Source organism: Streptomyces sp. NBC_00457, from assembly GCF_036014015.1.
In the GTDB taxonomy this organism is placed as follows: domain Bacteria; phylum Actinomycetota; class Actinomycetes; order Streptomycetales; family Streptomycetaceae; genus Streptomyces.
The window spans coordinates 4,751,887-4,768,041 of sequence record NZ_CP107905.1 but is presented as its reverse complement, the minus strand read 5'-3'; the positions used below and the strand labels follow the sequence as shown (position 1 = coordinate 4,768,041).

Below are 16,155 nucleotides of genomic sequence, written 5' to 3'. Positions count from 1 at the left end.
CTCACTGCTTCTTCGCGTCCGCCTCCTTCGCCTGAGCCCTGGCCCGCAGGGCCGCGTACAGCCCCGCGCTCACCGCGAACCCGACCAGGCACGTGATGTCGCCGAAGGACGGCCACTGCTCGGGCACCCAGCCGACGTACTTCTCCTGGTTGGAGAAGAACGGCACGGACACCACGATGCCGGTCAACAGGGCGGCGACACCGGGCCAGTTGGTGAAGGTGCGGTCGCCGAGCCGTGGCGCCAGGTCCTCGGCCGGCGTCCGCGCCCGGAGCCACCGCTCGACCAGGACGACCCCGAGCCACGGGCCCACCCAGTACGCGATCACCAGCAGGAACGCCTCGTACGCGTGCCCCGCGTCCGCGAGTGACGCCCACGCCGCCGCCGTACCCGCGAGACCGCACAGCACGACGATCGCGCCGCGCCCGAGCCACACGGGCAGCTTCAGGCCGAGGGAGGTGACCGACATGGCGGAGGAGTAGACGTTCAGGGCGTTCGCGGAGACCGCGCCGAGGATGATGGCGAGCAGGACCAAGTCGCTGAGCCAGCCCGGGAGATGGCCCGTGAAGGCGCCGGTCGGGGTGGCGCCCTCGGGGGCGACGATCGTCGCCGACGCCGCGCCGATCACGGAGACCACCGCCACGGAGACGAAGAGGCCGACGGCCGGGTACAGGGCCGTGCGGAAGCGGTTCGCCGTGCGTGGGAGATAGCGGGAGTAGTCGGAGGCGCCCGGGTTCCAGCCCGCCGTGTAGCCCCAGGCCGCGCTGAAGGCGAGCAGGAAGCCGCCGATGCCGCCGCCCGCGCCGGGGGCGGCGAGGTCCGCCTCCTTGAAGGTCCACACCCCGGCCAGCAGGAAGATCACCGCGAGGGCCGGGAACGCGTACTTCTCGAAGGCGTGGACGAAGTTGTGGCCGATGAAGCCGATCACGATCTCGGCCGCCACCACCAACAGGAGGGAGGGGAGCGGACGCAGACCGGTCAGGGTGTTGAGCGCGAAGGCGGCGCTCACACTGTTCACGGCGAACCAGCCGACACCGGCCACCAGCGCGTTCACCCCGGAGGGCAGCAGATTCCCCTTGAACCCGAAGGAGAAGCGCCCGATCGCCATCTGCGGAACCCCGAACCGCGGGCCGTCCAGCGACAGGATCCCGTGCGTCAGCGCCCCGAGCGCCGTGCCCAGCAGCAGCGCCGCCGTCGCCTGCCAGAAGGTCAGCCCGAAGAAGAGGACCGAGATCACGCCGATGTAGACGGTCGCGAACTCGATGTTCGGAGACGCCCACGTCCACAGCAACTGCAGGGGAGCGCCGTGCCGTTCGGCGTCGGGGATGGGTTCCGAGCCCGCCGTCTCGACGGCGATGACCTTGTCGCCGTACTCGGGGGCGATCGTGCCGGAGGAGTCGGCGGGAGCTGTCGTCATGCGAGACAAGTGTCCGGCCCGCACATGCCCCGGCCCAGGGGCGCATTGCCCGCTTCGGAGGGCTCTGCGGCGTACAGCTTGTCAGTCGTCCTTCGGGTCGTCGCCGCGCTTCTTGTCTTTGTCCTCCTCCTCGTCCTTCAGGGACTTGAGGAATTCGGGGTTGTCGTCGGGAGCGACGAATTTCGTACGGCGGCCCGGGGAGAAGGGGGTGATGCCGCTCGCCGGGGTCTTGCGGACCTTGCCCGCCACGAACCAGGCGACCGGGCCGACCAGCACCTGGCCGAAGAGCAGGATGATGAACACCCACGCCAGCTTCGGCAGCCCCTTCACCTCGTTCTCCGGGGTGTTCAGGCAGTCGATGAAGGCGTAGATCCACAGGGCGAGGACCAGCAGGAGGGGCAGATACCTGAGCATGAAGGCGGTGAACCCCCAGAAGACGGAGAGGGGCTTGGGACGGCCCCGGTGACGGGGCCAGGGTAGCCCTTGGCCGATACTGGACACATGGCTTACGACGATCTTCGCTCCCTGCTCAGGGCGCTGGAGCGCGAGGGTGACCTCAAGCGCATCAAGGCCGAGGTAGACCCGTATCTGGAGGTCGGGGAGATCGTCGACCGGGTCCAGAAGGCGGGCGGCCCGGCGCTGCTCTTCGAGAGCGTGCGCGGCTCCAGCATGCCGCTCGCCATGAACGTCTTCGGGACCGACCGGCGCCTGCTGAAGGCACTGGGCCTGAAGTCGTACGGCGAGATCTCCGAGAAGATCGGCGGCCTGCTCCGCCCCGAGCTGCCGCACGGCTTCGTCGGTGTACGCGAGGCCTTCGGGAAACTCGGCGCGATGACGCACGTACCGCCGAAGAAGGTGAAGTCCGACAGCGCGCCCGTGCAGGACGTCGTTCTGTACGGCGACGAGGTCGACCTCGACGACCTGCCCGCCCTCTTCACCTGGCCTCAGGACGGCGGCTCCTTCTTCAACCTTGGGCTCACCCACACCAAGGACCCCGAGTCCGGCATCCGCAACCTCGGGCTGTACCGCCTCCAGCGCCACGACAAGCGCACCATCGGCATGCACTGGCAGATCCACAAGGACAGCCGGAACCACTACCAGGTCGCCGCCCGGCGCGGTGAGCGGCTGCCGGTCGCCATCGCCTTCGGGTGCCCGCCGGCCGTGACCTACGCCTCGACCGCGCCGCTCCCCGGTGACATCGACGAGTACCTGTTCGCCGGGTTCATCGCGGGCAAGCGGATCGAGATGGTCGACTGCAAGACCGTGCCGCTGCAGGTGCCGGCGCAGGCGGAGGTCGTTCTGGAGGGCTGGCTGGAGCCCGGCGAGATGCTGCCCGAAGGGCCCTTCGGCGATCACACCGGCTTCTACACCCCGCAAGAACCCTTCCCCGCGCTGAAAATCGACTGCGTGACGATGCGGAAGCGGCCGCTCCTGCAGTCGATCGTCGTAGGCCGCCCCCCGACGGAGGACGGACCGCTGGGCCGTGCGACGGAACGCTTCTTCCTCCCGCTGCTGAAGGTCATCGTCCCGGACATCGTGGACTACCACCTGCCGGAGGCCGGGGGTTTCCACAACTGTGCGATCGTCTCGATCGACAAGAAGTACCCCAAGCACGCCCAAAAGGTGATGCACGCTGTATGGGGTGCGCACATGATGTCCCTCACCAAGCTGATCGTCGTCGTCGACGCCGACTGCGACGTCCACGATCTGCACGAGGTCGCCTGGCGGGCCCTCGGCAACACGGACTACGCCCGCGACCTCTCGGTCGTGGAGGGTCCGGTCGACCATCTCGACCACGCCTCCTATCAGCAGTTCTGGGGCGGCAAGGCGGGCATCGACGCGACGAAGAAGTGGCCCGAGGAGGGCTATACGCGGGACGGCGGGTGGCCCGAGATGGTGCTGTCCGACCCGGAGACGGCGGCGAAGGTCGACCGCCGGTGGAAGGAGTACGGCCTTTGAGTTCCGCATCCGCCGCGATCCCGCAGCCGGGACGCACCAAGGCGTTTCTGCGTCTGGTGATGATCGAGCACTCGGTCTTCGCGCTTCCCTTCGCTTACATCGCCGCGCTCACCGCGATGTTCCAGTGGGACCGGAACATTCACTGGGGCCGGCTGCTGCTGGTGACGATCTGCATGGTCGGGCTGCGCACCTTCGCGATGGCCGTGAACCGGATCATCGACCGTGAGATCGACGCCCGGAATCCCCGGACGGCGCAGCGTGAGCTGGTCACCGGTGCGATGTCGGTGAAGCATGCCTGGACCGGTGCGTTGATCGCCGTGGTGGTCTTTCTGGGCTCGGCGGCGCTGCTCAATCCGCTGTGTCTGGCCCTTGCGCCCGTCGCGGTGATTCCGATGGTGGTGTACCCCTACGGCAAGCGGTTCACGAACTTTCCGCAGGCCATCCTTGGTCTTGCCCAGGCGATGGGGCCGGTCGGCGGGTGGCTGGCGATCACCGGTGAGTGGTCCTGGGACGCGGTGATCCTGGGGCTCGCCGTCGGTGTCTGGATCGGTGGGTTCGATCTGATCTACGCCTGCCAGGATGTCGAGACCGATCGTGAGATCGGCGTGATGTCGGTGCCGGCCCGCTTCGGGATTCCGGCTGCGGTGTGGGGGGCGCGGGTCTGCCATGCCGTGACGACGGCCCTGTTCGTCTGGTATGCGGTGGTGACGGATGCGGGCTTCTTTTTCTGGTTCGGTCTTCTGATTGTCGCGAGCGCGTTTATTTACGAGCACTCGATTGTGCGGCCGCGTGATCTGTCGCGGCTGAACAGGGCGTTCTTCAGTGTGAACGGGTTTATTGGGATTGCGTTGTTCGTGTGTGCGTTGCTTGATCTGATGGTGCGGGGGTTGACGGTCTAGGGGGCGGTCTGTCGTCGGTTGGGTGCGGGTCTGTTGTGGCGGGTCGCGCAGTTCCCCGCGCCCCTGACGGGGCGCTGTAGAACCGTGGGTGACTTTGCCAGCGCCGCTCAGACGCCGCGCGCGGGTATCGCGGGGCGGCGGAACAGGTAGGCCGCCACGACCCCCGACACCAGGCCGATCAAGTGGCCCTGCCAGCTGACGCTCGTCTGAGTGGGTGCGAGGCCGGACAGGATGGAGCCGCCCCAGACCGCGGCTATCAGGAGGCCGACGAGGATGCCGAGGGGGCGGCGTTCCACGAAGCCGGTCACCAGGAGGAAGCCGAAGAGGCCGAAGATCAGGCCGGAGGCGCCCGCGGTGTTGCTGTGCGCCGGGGATATGAGCCATACGCCCAGTCCGTCCGCGACGATGATCAGCGCGCAGACGAGGGCGAACCGGCGCAGGCCGCCGAGGGCCGCGAGGAAGCCGAGGACCAGGAGCGGCACGCTGTTGGCGGCGACATGGGCGAAGCCGAAGTGGAGGAAGGCGGCGGGCACGATGTCGATCAGCTCGGACGGTTCGCGCGGGGTGATGCCGAGGCCGTCCAGCGCATGGCCGCTGATCACGTCGACCACTTCCAGCAGCCACAACAGGGCCACCCAGCCCACCATCAACTTGGCCGCGGTCTTCGCCCGATCACCACGCGTCAACGCAAGGCCCGACCCGGATCCGGCACCCCTCGCCGCGCCGGACCGCCAGCCGGAGCCCGCCCCGAACCGCGAACCGGGGCCTGCGCCGGACCGCCCACCGGAGCCGCCACCCGGCCGCTCACCGGAGCCCGCGCCGGACCGCTCACCGGACCCGCCACCCGGCCGCTCACCGGAGCCCGCGCCGGACCGCCCACCGGAGCCGCCACCCGGCCGCTCACCGGAGCTTGCCCCGGACCGCCCACCGGAGCCGCCACCCGGCCGCTCACCGGAGCTTGCCCCGGACCGCCCACCGGAGCCGCCACCCGGCCGCTCACCGGAGCTTGCCCCGAACCGCCAGCCGGAGCCCGCGCCGGACCGCTCACCGGAGCCGCCACCCGGCCGTCCACCGGAGCCCGCGCCGGACCGCCCACCGGAGCCGCCACCCGGCCGCTCACCGGAGCTTGCCCCGAACCGCCCACCGGAGCCGCCACCCGGCCGCTCACCGGAGCTTGCCCCGAACCGCCAGCCGGAGCCCGCGCCGGACCGCTCACCGGACCCGCCACCCGGCCGCCCACCGGAGTCTCCACCGGCCCCGGCACCAGGACCCGCACCCATACCCGCCATGGCATCCCCCAGCCCTAGCCCGTCACTCATAGCAACGGTCCGCACCCCTCGGCCGGTTCCCGGGGTGGGAAGCCGGATAGGCTCGGTGTCGTGAACCGAGTCAAGCCAGGAGAGACGGCGCGTACGCCTTGGATCGTAGGGGTGTCCGGCGCCTCCGGCACCCCGTATGCCGCCGCCGTGCTGCGCGCGCTGCTGGTCGCGGGCGAGAGCGTCGACCTGGTCGTCAGCCGTGCCTCCCGGCTCACCCTGCTCGATGAGACCGGCATCGCCTTCCGGGACGCCCACTGGCAGGACGACCTGCGGGAATGGCTGGCGCGAGGGGCCGACGGCAAGCCGGACGCCTTCGCCGTGGACCTCGCCGGCGTACGGCACTGGAGCGCCGGCGACCTGGCCGCGGGCCCGTCCTCGGGGTCGTACCCCGCCAAGGGCATGCTGATCGTGCCCGCCTCCACCGCCTGCGTCGCGGGCGTCGCGCTCGGGCTGTCGAAAGACCTGCTCCAGCGTGCCGCGAGCGTGACCCTCAAGGAGGGCCGCAAGCTCGTCGTCGCCGTACGCGAGGCACCGCTCAACGGGCAGACCCTGCGCCACCTGGTGACACTGGACGACGCGGGCGCGACCGTCGTGCCCACCTCGCCCGCCTTCTACCAGGGGGCCACACACATCCAGGACCTGGTGGACTTCGTGGCCGGCCGGATCCTGGACGCGGCCGGTGTCGAGCACGACCTCTACCGCCGCTGGAAGGGCGAACTCGGCGGCGGGTCCGGCCCGACCTGAACCACCGACCCACTGAGTCACGGGGCAACGCAACGCCCGAAAACTCGTCACCTCTATATCTCTCTTCGACCTATATCTCTATCGACCTAATCAGCGGAAGGCTTCTAATCGCATGGACGCGGTGGACAGGCAGCTCATCCAGGCCCTGAGAGAGAACGGCCGGGCCTCGTACGCGGAGCTGGGGCGCCTCGTCGGCCTGTCGGGACCCAGCGTCACCGACCGCATCAACCGGCTGGAGGCGGCCGGTGTCATCACCGGTTACCGCGCCACCGTCGACGCCGCCTCGCTCGGCCTCGGCGTCACCGCGCTGATCGGTATCTCGCTCTCCGACGCCACCGACCACGAGGACGTGGCCCGGCGACTGAGGGATCTCTCCGAGATCGAGGACTGCTGGTTCATCGCCGGCGAGGACTCCTACATGCTCAAAGTGCGCGCCGCCGACGTGGACGGCCTGGAGAAGATCATCCGTCGGCTCAGCGGCACCAAGGGCGTCTCCCGGACCCGTACGACGATCGTGCTCTCCACGAAGTGGGAGAACCGGGTCGGAGAACTGCCCGAAGAAGCGTAGGCGTACGGTTGTCGAGGCTGTCTGAGAAAGGTGTGACCCCCATGGACGTCGGGCTCAAGCGCGAGCTGGAGCAGAAGGTCAGGGCCGGTGAGCGGCTGACCCGTGAGGACGGCATCGCGCTGTACGAGTCGGACGACCTGGCCTGGCTGGGCGGGCTGGCGCACGAGGTGCGGACGCGCAAGAACGGCGACGTCGTGCACTTCAACGTCAACCGGCACCTCAACATGACCAACGTCTGCACGGCCTCCTGCGCCTACTGCTCGTTCCAGCGCAAGCCGGGCGAGAAGGACGCGTACACGATGCGCATCGAGGAGGCCGTGAAGCTCGCCAAGTCGATGGAGGGCGAGAACCTCACCGAGCTGCACATCGTCAATGGGCTGCATCCCAATCTTCCGTGGCGGTACTACCCCCGTTCCCTGCGCGAGCTGAAGGCGGCGCTCCCCGACGTGTCGCTCAAGGCGTTCACGGCGACGGAGATCCACCACTTCGAGACGATCTCCGGGCTGAGCGCGTCCGAGATCCTGGACGAGCTGATCGACGCCGGTCTTGAGTCCCTCACCGGCGGCGGCGCGGAGATCTTCGACTGGGAGGTGCGGCAGCACATCGTGGACCACCGCACCCACTGGGAGGACTGGTCCCGCATCCACCGGCTGGCGCACGAGAAGGGTCTGAAGACCCCCTGCACCATGCTGTACGGCCACATCGAGGAGCCGCGGCACCGCGTGGACCATGTGCTCCGGCTCCGTGAGCTGCAGGACGAGACGAACGGCTTCCAGGTCTTCATCCCGCTGCGCTACCAGCACGACTTCGTCGACATGAAGGACGGCAAGGTACGCAACCGCCTCCAGGCGCGCACGCAGATGGCGACGGGTGCGGAGGCTCTGAAGACCTTCGCCGTCTCCCGTCTCCTCTTCGACAACGTCCCGCACGTCAAGGTCTTCTGGGTCATGCACGGCGTCCAGACCGCGCAGCTGGCCCTCCAGCACGGCGCCGACGACATGGACGGGTCGGTCGTCGAGTACAAGATCACGCACGACGCGGACGACTTCGGTACGCCGAACAAGCTCACCCGTGAGGATCTGCTGGACCTGATCCGGGATGCGGGGTTCCGGCCGGTGGAGCGGAACACGCGATACGAGATCATTCGGGAGTACGAGGGTCCGGACCCGGAGCGCCGGGAGTCGCCGCAGCCGATGCGGGTGTGATTTCGAGGGCCGCGGTGGCCTGGGCCGAGCGCATGGCGTGCAGACCGGTGTCCGTGAGGACGGCGTCGTTGCCGCGTCCGTCGTTGTCGGGACGTTCCTTGCGGACCATGCCGTGGTGGGCCAGCCCGTCGACCACGCGGGTGATCCGGGAGGGTGTGAGACCGGCCGCGGCAACGAGTGCGGACATACGCATGCGCCGGTCGGGGCCTCGCTCAAGAGGAGCAGTACAGCGAACGTCGCCGTGCGCGCGGCCGGCTACACCGGCGAGATCATCCTGGAGACCGCGGAGGCCGGCGGGATGATGCAGATGGCCGCCGACCAGGACGAACTCGTCGCGAGTGCGAAGGCCCACCGCCTGCTCGGCTGGCGCCCCCGCCACGCCTCGTTCACCGACAACCCCGAGCAGCACTAGCGCGCGTGGAAGGCCGGCCAGTCGAGCACCACCGACTGAACACGCGGCGGGGCGGCGGCGCACGACCGCGCTGACAGGGCCGACGTGGGTACTCGGGCGGCATGACTAGTACTAAGGCGCCTGAGGATGCCTACACCGCTGAGCCCTTCCTTCCCGACCGCGGTGGTCTTCCCGCCCTGCGTCGCGCCGCCGCCGACTGCCGCGGCTGCCCCCTGCACCGGGACGCCACCCAGACCGTCTTCGGCGCCGGGAACTCGGACGCTCGCGTCATGCTCGTCGGCGAGCAGCCCGGCGATCAGGAGGACCGTCAGGGCAAGCCCTTCGTCGGGCCCGCCGGGCGGCTCCTGGACAGTGCGCTGGAGGAGGCCGGCATCGACCCGGCGGACGCCTATGTCACCAATGCCGTCAAGCACTTCAAGTTCACGCAGGCCGAGCCGCGTAAGCGCCGTATCCACAAGGCGCCGACGCTGCGTGAGATGACGGCGTGCGGGCCGTGGCTCGCGGCCGAGCTGGCGGCCGTGGAGCCGGAGTTGATCATCGTGCTCGGTGCCACCGCGGGCAAGGCGCTGCTGGGGTCGTCGTTCCGGGTGACGCAGGTGCGCGGGGCGGTGCTGGAGGAGGAGATCCATGGACGTCGGGAGCGGCTGGTGCCGACCGTGCACCCGTCGTCGGTGCTGCGGGCGCAGGACGACAAGGACCGGAGGGCGGCGTACGAGGGGCTGGTCTCGGATCTGAAGGTGGCGGCGCGCGCACTGTCGTAATGGCTACGATGCTGGCGTGTCCCTTACTTTCACCCTGGACCCCGCCGTCGATCCCGCCCTCCGCGACGGCATTCTCGGCCTGTGGACCGACGTCTCCAACGCGGGCGGCTCCGTCGGTTTCGTGCCCCCGGTGACGCGGGAGGCGATACGCCCGGAGCTGGTGAAGCACTTCGCGGCGATGGCGGAGGGCCGCACCCGGCTGCTCGTCGGGCACGACGAGGCCGGGCAGGTCGCGGCGGCCGCCTTCCTCACGTTCAACACGCACCGGCTGATGACGCACTGGCTGTGGCTGTACACGGTGATGGTGCACCCGCGGCACCAGGGCCGGGGCTACGGCCGTGACCTGCTGTCCGCCGCCGAGGACGCGGCCCGCGGCTTCGACGGCATCGAGGCGATCCGGCTCACCTGCCGGGGCGGCAACGGTCTTGAGCGGTTCTACGGCTCCTGCGGCTACAAGGAGGTCGGGCGGGTCCCCGGCGCGATCCGCGTCGCTCCCGGGGACGACCGGGACGACGTGCACATGCTGCTGACGCTGAGCTGACCGTCGTACACCCCCCTCCAAGATCGGAAGGTGCGCGTGCTTCACTGGATGACGGACCTTTTTGGAATCGGAAGAGTGGATTGAGATGCTCCGCTACACACTGATGCGCCTCGGGATCTTCGCGGGCTGCCTCGTGGTCGTCTGGGGCCTCGTCTACTCCGGCCTGGCCCCGCGCGGTCTCGGCGAGTCCAACGGCATGTGGGTCGTCCTGCTGGCTCTGGTGATCTCCGCCCCGATCAGCTTCGTGGCGCTGCGCAAGGAGCGGGACCGGGCGTCGGTGCGGATCGTCCAGAAAGTGGACCGGGTGAAGGCCAACCTGGACGCCAACCGCTCCCAGGAGGACGTGGCGGACGACGCCTCCCGTGCGCAGGGGCACGCCTCTTAAGGCACTGCCGCGGCCTGCGAACCGTAGGCTGACCCCATGGGTGCCGTGAAGACCAAGCGGATGCCGCGTGCCGTCCGTGAGCAGCAGATGCTCGACGCCGCCGTGCGGACCTTCGGCCAGCGGGGATACATGGCCGCGTCGATGGACGAGATAGCCGAACTGGCGGGCGTCTCCAAGCCGTTGGTCTATCTGTACCTCAACTCGAAGGAAGACCTCTTCACGGCGTGCATCCGCCGGGAGGCGGCCGCGCTCACTGAAGCGGTCCGCAAGGGCGTCGACCCGGGGCTGCCCGCCGACCGCCAACTCTGGGCGGGGCTGCGGGCGTTCTTCACGCACACCTCGCAGAACCCGGACGCCTGGTCGGTGCTGCATCTCCAGGCCCGCACGCACGGCGAGCCGTTCGCTTCCGAGGTCGCCGCGATGCGCGAGGAGATCGTCGCGTTCGTCACGCAGTTGATCCTGGCCGGCGCCCGCGAGGCACACCACGACCCGGACCTGCCGGAGCGCGAGGTCGCCGGTCTCGCCGAGGCCCTGGTCGGCGCCGCCGAGTCCCTCGCCGCCTGGGCCAACACGACACCGGGCATGACCGCCCGTCAGGCCGCCGCAACACTCATGAACTTCGCCTGGGCAGGCCTGGGCGGCCTGATCGCGGGCCGCCCCTGGTCCCCACCGGAGGAGCCGGAGCCGGCTCAGGCCGGGTAGACCGCGCCACTCACATGCGTCCGGTCGCCGCCCCGTAGCTCGAAGCGTTCGCCGTCCGCCGTGTACGTCACCGTGCCCGGCAGCAGCACCGGTGCCTTGAACTGGGCCCGCACCAGCGCCCGTTCCGGGACGCCGTGTGCCGCCAGGCATCGGGCCACGGTCCACATCCCGTGGGCGATGGCTCGGCGGAAGCCGAAGAGGCGGGCCGTGAAGGCGTAGAGGTGGATCGGGTTGCGGTCTCCGGACGCGGACGCGGACGCGTAGCGCCGGCCGATGTCTCCGGCCAGCCGCCACTCGGCGATGACGGGCAACGGCTCCGTCTCTTTCTTCGGATTCTTCGGAGTCGGAGATCGTGGTGGGGTACGGGCGTCCGTCCGATGCCGGGCCAGATACGTGCTCCGCGACTCCCATACGACGTCCCCCGCCGCCCGCACCTCCGTGACGACCGCGGCCTCCGTGCCCCGCCGATGGGGCGCCAGTCCCTCGACGTGGACGCCGACTTCGTACTCCCCGGTCGCCGGGAGCGCACGCCGCTGGGTGATCTCGATCGACGTATGGACGAGTCCCAGCAGCGGCAGCGGAAAGCCCCGGCCGCTCATCAGCCGCATGGCCAGCGGAAAGCCCAGCACATGCGGATAGGTGACCGGCAGCGCGTCGTCGCCGGTGGCGAAGCCGCAGACGCGTTCGTAGGCGGCCAGCCGGGCGAGGTCGATGCGGACGCCGGGCAGGACGAGCCGGGTGCGGGGGAAGTCGGCGTCCGGGCGGGGCCGTTTGAAGGGGGAGAGGAGGGCGCCGCGGGCGAGCAGGGGCGTGAGCGCGGGCGCGTCGGTCAGGTCGGCCATGGTCATCTCCCCACGCGGAAACTATGCTTACTCTGGAGTAAAGTTACCTCAGGTAAGGCCAGGTCGGGAGGTGAACATTCCTCACCTTAGGGGGTTCCAACGTGCTGGCGGAGCAGGGAAGTTGACGTCCGTCCGGCCGGTTCCTGTGTGATCGCCGAGGTTGCACATCCCCGGCCCCTTACCGCCCCGTAACCCGCACGAACTCCACACCTGGGCGCCGTACGATCTCCCACCTAACCAGCGGTAACACGCGTGGCCGCACACCGCTGGTGAACGCCGCAGTACGCGCTGCGCGTACTTCATGCAGCAGAGGTACGAGCTGCACGCCCCAGGAGCTGCCCCATGTCGATCCCGCAAGCGTCCCCGTCCGGCTCCACCCCCGACTTCGGCATCGACCTCGACTACGACGGCGAGCCGATCCTCAGGGCGCCGGAGATCCGTCGGCTGGACGGAGTGGTGCGGGAGGTGGCCATCCCGCCGCTGGTCGCACCGGCCGTGCACGGCTCGCTCGCCGACCTGCCGTTCGACCGTGCGGAGACGCAGCCGGAACTTGTCGTCCTCAGCCGCAAGACGGAGGACGACAGCTGGATCGACGTGACCGCCGCCGAGTTCGCCGCGCAGGTGCACGCGGTGGCCAAAGGGCTGATCGCCGAAGGGCTGGTCCCCGGCGACCGGGTCGCCGTCATGGCGCGTACGAGGTACGAGTGGACGCTCCTCGACTTCGCCGCCTGGGCCGCCGGCCTGGTGACCGTCCCCGTCTACCCCACCTCCTCCGTCTTCCAGGTCCGCTGGATCCTCCAGGACTCCGGCGCGGTCGCCCTGGTCACCGAGACCGCCGCGCAGGCCGCCGCCATCGGCCCCGAGCGCGAACGCCTGCCCGACCTGCGCCATATGTGGGTCATCGAGAAGGGCCATGTGGACCGGCTGGCGGAGCTGGGCGAGCAGGTGCCGGACCAGGAGGTGGACGTACGCCGCGGGATGCTGGTCCCCGACACCATCGCCACCCTCGTCTACACCTCGGGCACGACCGGCCGGCCCAAGGGCTGCGCGCTCAGCCACGGCAACTTCTTCGCCGAGGTCGACAACGCGATCGAACTCCTGTACCCGATCTTCAAGGCGCGGACGAGCGAAGAGGCGTCGGTTCTGCTGTTCCTGCCGATGTCGCATGTCTTCGGCCGGATGGTGGCGATCGCATGCGTCCGGGCGGGAGTACGGTTGGGTCATGCGCCGAGCCTGAAACCGGACGACCTGCTGCCGGACCTGGCGAGCTTCAGACCGACGTGTCTGCTGGCCATCCCGTACATGCTGGAGAAGATCTTCAACAGCGCGCGGGCGCGTGCGGAGTCGAGCGGCCGGGTCTCGGCGTTCGACCGTGCGACGAACGTGGCCATCAAGTACGGCGAGGCGATGGAGGCGAAACAGACGGGGACGGGCTCGGGCCCCAACCGGGCGCTGAAAGCCGCGCGCACCTTCTACGACCCGCTGGTCTACCGCCGTATCCGCAACGCCATGGGCGGACGCGTGCGGTACGCGATCTGCGGCGGCTCACCGCTGGGCAGGCGGCTGGCCGCGTTCTACGCCGGGGCGGGCATCGAGATCTACGAGGGCTACGGTCTGACCGAGGTCACCGCCGCGGCGACCATCACACCCCCGCTCAAACCCCGTCTGGGCACGGTCGGCTGGCCGCTCCCCGGTACCAGGGTCCGCATCGCCGCGGACGGCGAGATTCTGCTGGCCGGCGGTCAGGTGCTGCGCGGCTACTGGGACCCGCAGGCCGGCGGAGTCGTCCCCGCGGCCCCCGACGGCTGGCTGGCGACGGGGGACATCGGCGCGCTGGACGACGAGGGCTACCTGACGATCACCGGCCGCAAGAAGGAACTCCTGATCACCGCGGGCGGCAAGAGTGTGGCCCCGGCCCCGCTGGAGAACTGGCTCCGCTCCCACCCGCTGATCTCCCAGGCGATCGTCGTCGGCGACGGCCGCCCCTACGTCTCCGCGCTGATCACCCTCGACATGGACGGCATCACCCACTGGCGCCGCATGAACGGCAAACACCCCGTCCCCGCCGAACTCCTGGTCAACGACGAGGAGTTGACCGCCATCCTGCAACGCGCCGTGGACGACGCCAACAAGCTCGTCTCCCGCCCCGAGTCGATCCGTCGCTTTGCGATTCTGCCGCAGGACTTCACGGAGTTCTCCGGCCATCTGACGCCCTCCATGAAACTGCGCCGCGAGGCGGTCATGCGGGACTTCGCGGCGGATGTGGAGCGGCTGTACGAACGTTAGTGGGGACTGTATTCCGTGGCGCTGAGCTGGTCCGGCCGATTGTCGTCGCCCGGTCTCCCGAGGAATCCCCAGGCGGTCTGGTGGACGTTCGTGTCCTTGTTCACCTGGACGCGGTCGGCCCACTCGCTCAGTTCGAGCGGACCCGACCTGGAGAAGACGGGATCGATGACCAGGACTCCGTCCGCCGTCGTCACCGAGGCCGCGACGTGGTGCCTCCACTGGTGATCGGCGTGCACACGGCCCCCCGATGACGTGGCCCACTGCTTCGAGAGATGGTTGGCGGCGATCGCCGGGTCCCGCTCGGCGATCGCCAGACAGATCGCGTGGGCCCTGTCCTCACAGCCGTCCTCGCCCACCTCACCGCCGGAGCTGCCGAAGGCGGGCGTCAGTTGGGGCCACATGGCTTCGAGGGTGTCTTTGGTCGGAGGCCCTGCGGACGGGAAGTCCTGCGCAAGGTATTCGAGCTGGTCCTCGAGTTTTTCCAGATACGTGGTCTTCGTCTTGCTGTCCGGTTTCTCACGGACGAGCCTGATGGCCTCGCGCACGGTCTCCACCGACCGCAGGGGAGCCAGGTTCTTCAGCAGGGAAAGAATGTCCAACATGTCTTGGGCTTTATTCTTGGCCTGCTGGGAAATGCCCTCGTTGTCCGCCTGCTCCAGCATTGCGGTTATCTTGGTCTGCTGCCTGGTGATCCGCTCCACGCTGTCCGCCGAGAACTGCTCCTCCCACTCCTCCTCCTCGGAGGAGCTCCCGGCTTCCCGTGCCTGCTTCGCCGGCTCTTGCTCCTCCGGCGACTTGGACCTCTTGCGTTTGCCGCCCGGGGCCTCCATGCGCTGGATCACCGCGGTGACGGCGGCATTGCCCGCAGTGCGCTGCAACGCCAACAGGGGGTGGGCGGGTTGAGGGGTACGCGCCCGGGCGGTCGAGTCCGTTCCCTGCGCGTGCGTCTCGTCACGGGCCGACCGGCGCATCAAGCACTCCCGGCGTAGGTGAGGAAGTCGGCCCAGACTGTGGGGGAGAGGGTGAGGCGGGGGCCGGTGGGGTTCTTGGAGTCGCGGATGTGGATGGTGTGGGGGCAGGTGGCGACTTCTACGCATTCGCCGCCCTCGCCTCCGCTGTGCGTCGACTTGCGCCAGACGTACGCGGCTTCGAGGCACTCGCCGCCCTCGCCGTCGCTGTAGCTGGACTTGAACCAGTCGAGCCTGTCGATGTTCACAGCTCCCCCAACTTCTTCTCGATCAAGGTGCGGGACTCCAAGGGACTGAGGGCCAGTGCCCGCATGATTCCATAGCGCTCGGCGAGCTTCCGTACTTCCTCCGTGTCAGTGATAAGCCTTGGATAGCCCTGCGCTTCCGTATAGCCCACCTGCGCATGCTTCTGGGGCGTCAGCAGGTTGAACGCACCGCCCAGGTTGGGGTGTTCCTCGACCTTGGTCGGCATGACCTGGAGTTCGACGTTCCGCAGGCTGCCGATCTTCAGCAGACGCTCCAACTGCTCCGCGAAGACCGCCTTCCCGCCGATCGGCCGGTCGAGGATGACCTCTTCGAGCACGTAGCTGATGACGGGCAGGGGGTCGCGCTCGAAGACCTGCTGCCGGGACAGCCGGTCCGACACCCGCTTCTCGATGGCCTCCTCGCTCAGCAGCGGGCGCCGCTTGACGAACACGGCGTGCGCGTAGTCCGGCGTTTGTAGCAGCCCCGGCATGCCATGGTTGGCGTAGAAGTGCAGCTCGACGGCCTCCGCCTCCAGCGCCGCGTAACTCCGGTACCACTCCGGATGCCGGGTCCGCCGCTTGGACATCGCCTGCTCGACGTCCTCCATCGCCTCCTTCAACAGCCCGTCGGCGTTGAGGAGTTCGTCCGCCTTCTCCAGGAACTCCGGCCGGGGTGCCCGCACTCCCCGCTCCATCGCCCCGATCTGGTCGGGCCCGTATCCGACCATGGCGCCGAACTGCTTCTGTGTCAGCCCCGCCCGCTCGCGCAGCAGCCGGAGCATCCTGCCCAGCGTGCGGAACAACTCGATGGTTCCATCCGCCTCCGCCGGCGTCTCCGGCCGCCGCTCCCGCTCATCCGTCACGTGCGTCACCGCCCCTGCGTCGTCGTTGGTCACGGCCGACTG

General features: G+C 69.2%; 19 protein-coding genes. 11 read left to right on the top strand and 8 right to left on the bottom strand.

What is annotated here, in order from left to right; genetic code table 11:
* Position 1: 1 nt before the first annotated feature.
* Positions 2-1,414, bottom strand: coding sequence for a purine-cytosine permease family protein (locus tag OG828_RS21515; RefSeq protein WP_328502030.1), 1,413 nt, complete (start codon positions 1,412-1,414; stop codon positions 2-4).
* Positions 1,415-1,495: 81 nt separating this feature from the next.
* Complete coding sequence (locus tag OG828_RS21510) at positions 1,496-1,828, bottom strand: PLD nuclease N-terminal domain-containing protein (RefSeq protein WP_328502029.1); 333 nt, start codon at positions 1,826-1,828, stop codon at positions 1,496-1,498.
* Between the two features lie 87 nt (positions 1,829-1,915).
* Between OG828_RS21510 and OG828_RS21505 the strand changes: the two genes are divergently transcribed.
* Positions 1,916-3,373 (top strand): menaquinone biosynthesis decarboxylase, encoded by a 1,458-nt coding sequence (locus OG828_RS21505; protein WP_328359209.1) that lies wholly within the window; start codon positions 1,916-1,918, stop codon positions 3,371-3,373.
* Entirely contained in the window at positions 3,370-4,272 is a 903-nt protein-coding gene (mqnP, locus tag OG828_RS21500; RefSeq protein ID WP_328502028.1) for a menaquinone biosynthesis prenyltransferase MqnP, read from the top strand. The genes OG828_RS21505 and mqnP overlap by 4 nt, the downstream gene beginning before the upstream one ends.
* A 107-nt stretch (positions 4,273-4,379) precedes the next feature.
* On the opposite strand, the gene OG828_RS21495 is transcribed toward mqnP, so the two are convergent.
* The gene (locus tag OG828_RS21495; protein WP_328442372.1) at positions 4,380-4,919 is read right to left on the bottom strand and encodes a rhomboid family intramembrane serine protease; all 540 of its coding nucleotides are present in this window, start codon (positions 4,917-4,919) and stop codon (positions 4,380-4,382) included.
* A 732-nt stretch (positions 4,920-5,651) separates the two neighbouring features.
* Between OG828_RS21495 and OG828_RS21490 the strand changes: the two genes are divergently transcribed.
* From OG828_RS21490 to mqnE, 3 genes are all read left to right on the top strand, one after another.
* Positions 5,652-6,335, top strand: a complete 684-nt coding sequence (locus tag OG828_RS21490) for a UbiX family flavin prenyltransferase (RefSeq protein ID WP_328439121.1) — start codon at positions 5,652-5,654, stop codon at positions 6,333-6,335.
* A 112-nt stretch (positions 6,336-6,447) separates the two neighbouring features.
* Entirely contained in the window at positions 6,448-6,903 is a 456-nt protein-coding gene (locus OG828_RS21485) for an Lrp/AsnC family transcriptional regulator (RefSeq protein ID WP_210581025.1), read from the top strand.
* Between the two features lie 41 nt (positions 6,904-6,944).
* The gene (mqnE, locus tag OG828_RS21480; RefSeq protein ID WP_210581027.1) at positions 6,945-8,108 is read left to right on the top strand and encodes an aminofutalosine synthase MqnE; all 1,164 of its coding nucleotides are present in this window, start codon (positions 6,945-6,947) and stop codon (positions 8,106-8,108) included.
* On the opposite strand, the gene OG828_RS49575 is transcribed toward mqnE, so the two are convergent.
* Complete coding sequence (locus tag OG828_RS49575; RefSeq protein WP_443062425.1) at positions 8,044-8,295, bottom strand: MarR family winged helix-turn-helix transcriptional regulator; 252 nt, start codon at positions 8,293-8,295, stop codon at positions 8,044-8,046. The genes mqnE and OG828_RS49575 overlap by 65 nt on opposite strands.
* Here OG828_RS49575 and OG828_RS21475 point away from each other — a divergent pair.
* From OG828_RS21475 to OG828_RS21455, 5 genes are all read left to right on the top strand, one after another.
* Positions 8,224-8,520 (top strand): hypothetical protein, encoded by a 297-nt coding sequence (locus tag OG828_RS21475; RefSeq protein WP_328502027.1) that lies wholly within the window; start codon positions 8,224-8,226, stop codon positions 8,518-8,520. The genes OG828_RS49575 and OG828_RS21475 overlap by 72 nt on opposite strands.
* Positions 8,521-8,621: 101 nt before the next feature.
* The gene (locus OG828_RS21470; RefSeq protein ID WP_328502026.1) at positions 8,622-9,281 is read left to right on the top strand and encodes a UdgX family uracil-DNA binding protein; all 660 of its coding nucleotides are present in this window, start codon (positions 8,622-8,624) and stop codon (positions 9,279-9,281) included.
* Between the two features lie 16 nt (positions 9,282-9,297).
* On the top strand, positions 9,298-9,822 hold the full coding sequence (locus OG828_RS21465; RefSeq protein ID WP_328439117.1) for a GNAT family N-acetyltransferase: 525 nt from the start codon (positions 9,298-9,300) through the stop codon (positions 9,820-9,822).
* 85 nt (positions 9,823-9,907) lie between these two features.
* Complete coding sequence (locus OG828_RS21460; RefSeq protein ID WP_210581034.1) at positions 9,908-10,207, top strand: DUF4229 domain-containing protein; 300 nt, start codon at positions 9,908-9,910, stop codon at positions 10,205-10,207.
* A 36-nt stretch (positions 10,208-10,243) separates the two neighbouring features.
* The gene (locus tag OG828_RS21455; RefSeq protein ID WP_328439114.1) at positions 10,244-10,909 is read left to right on the top strand and encodes a TetR/AcrR family transcriptional regulator; all 666 of its coding nucleotides are present in this window, start codon (positions 10,244-10,246) and stop codon (positions 10,907-10,909) included.
* Here OG828_RS21455 and OG828_RS21450 read toward each other — a convergent pair.
* Positions 10,897-11,751, bottom strand: coding sequence for a MaoC family dehydratase (locus OG828_RS21450; RefSeq protein WP_328502025.1), 855 nt, complete (start codon positions 11,749-11,751; stop codon positions 10,897-10,899). The two genes, OG828_RS21455 and OG828_RS21450, sit on opposite strands and share 13 nt — an antisense overlap.
* Before the next feature lie 342 nt (positions 11,752-12,093).
* Between OG828_RS21450 and OG828_RS21445 the strand changes: the two genes are divergently transcribed.
* Complete coding sequence (locus OG828_RS21445) at positions 12,094-14,037, top strand: AMP-dependent synthetase/ligase (protein WP_328439110.1); 1,944 nt, start codon at positions 12,094-12,096, stop codon at positions 14,035-14,037.
* On the opposite strand, the gene OG828_RS21440 is transcribed toward OG828_RS21445, so the two are convergent.
* From OG828_RS21440 to OG828_RS21430, 3 genes are read right to left on the bottom strand one after another with little or no spacing between them, the layout of a single operon-like run.
* Positions 14,034-15,008 (bottom strand): protein-glutamine glutaminase family protein, encoded by a 975-nt coding sequence (locus tag OG828_RS21440; protein ID WP_328502024.1) that lies wholly within the window; start codon positions 15,006-15,008, stop codon positions 14,034-14,036. The genes OG828_RS21445 and OG828_RS21440 overlap by 4 nt on opposite strands.
* Positions 15,008-15,253, bottom strand: coding sequence for a DUF397 domain-containing protein (locus OG828_RS21435; RefSeq protein WP_328439106.1), 246 nt, complete (start codon positions 15,251-15,253; stop codon positions 15,008-15,010). The genes OG828_RS21440 and OG828_RS21435 overlap by 1 nt, the downstream gene beginning before the upstream one ends.
* Entirely contained in the window at positions 15,250-16,146 is an 897-nt protein-coding gene (locus OG828_RS21430; protein WP_328502023.1) for a helix-turn-helix domain-containing protein, read from the bottom strand. The genes OG828_RS21435 and OG828_RS21430 overlap by 4 nt, the downstream gene beginning before the upstream one ends.
* Between the last annotated feature and the right edge of the window lie 9 nt (positions 16,147-16,155).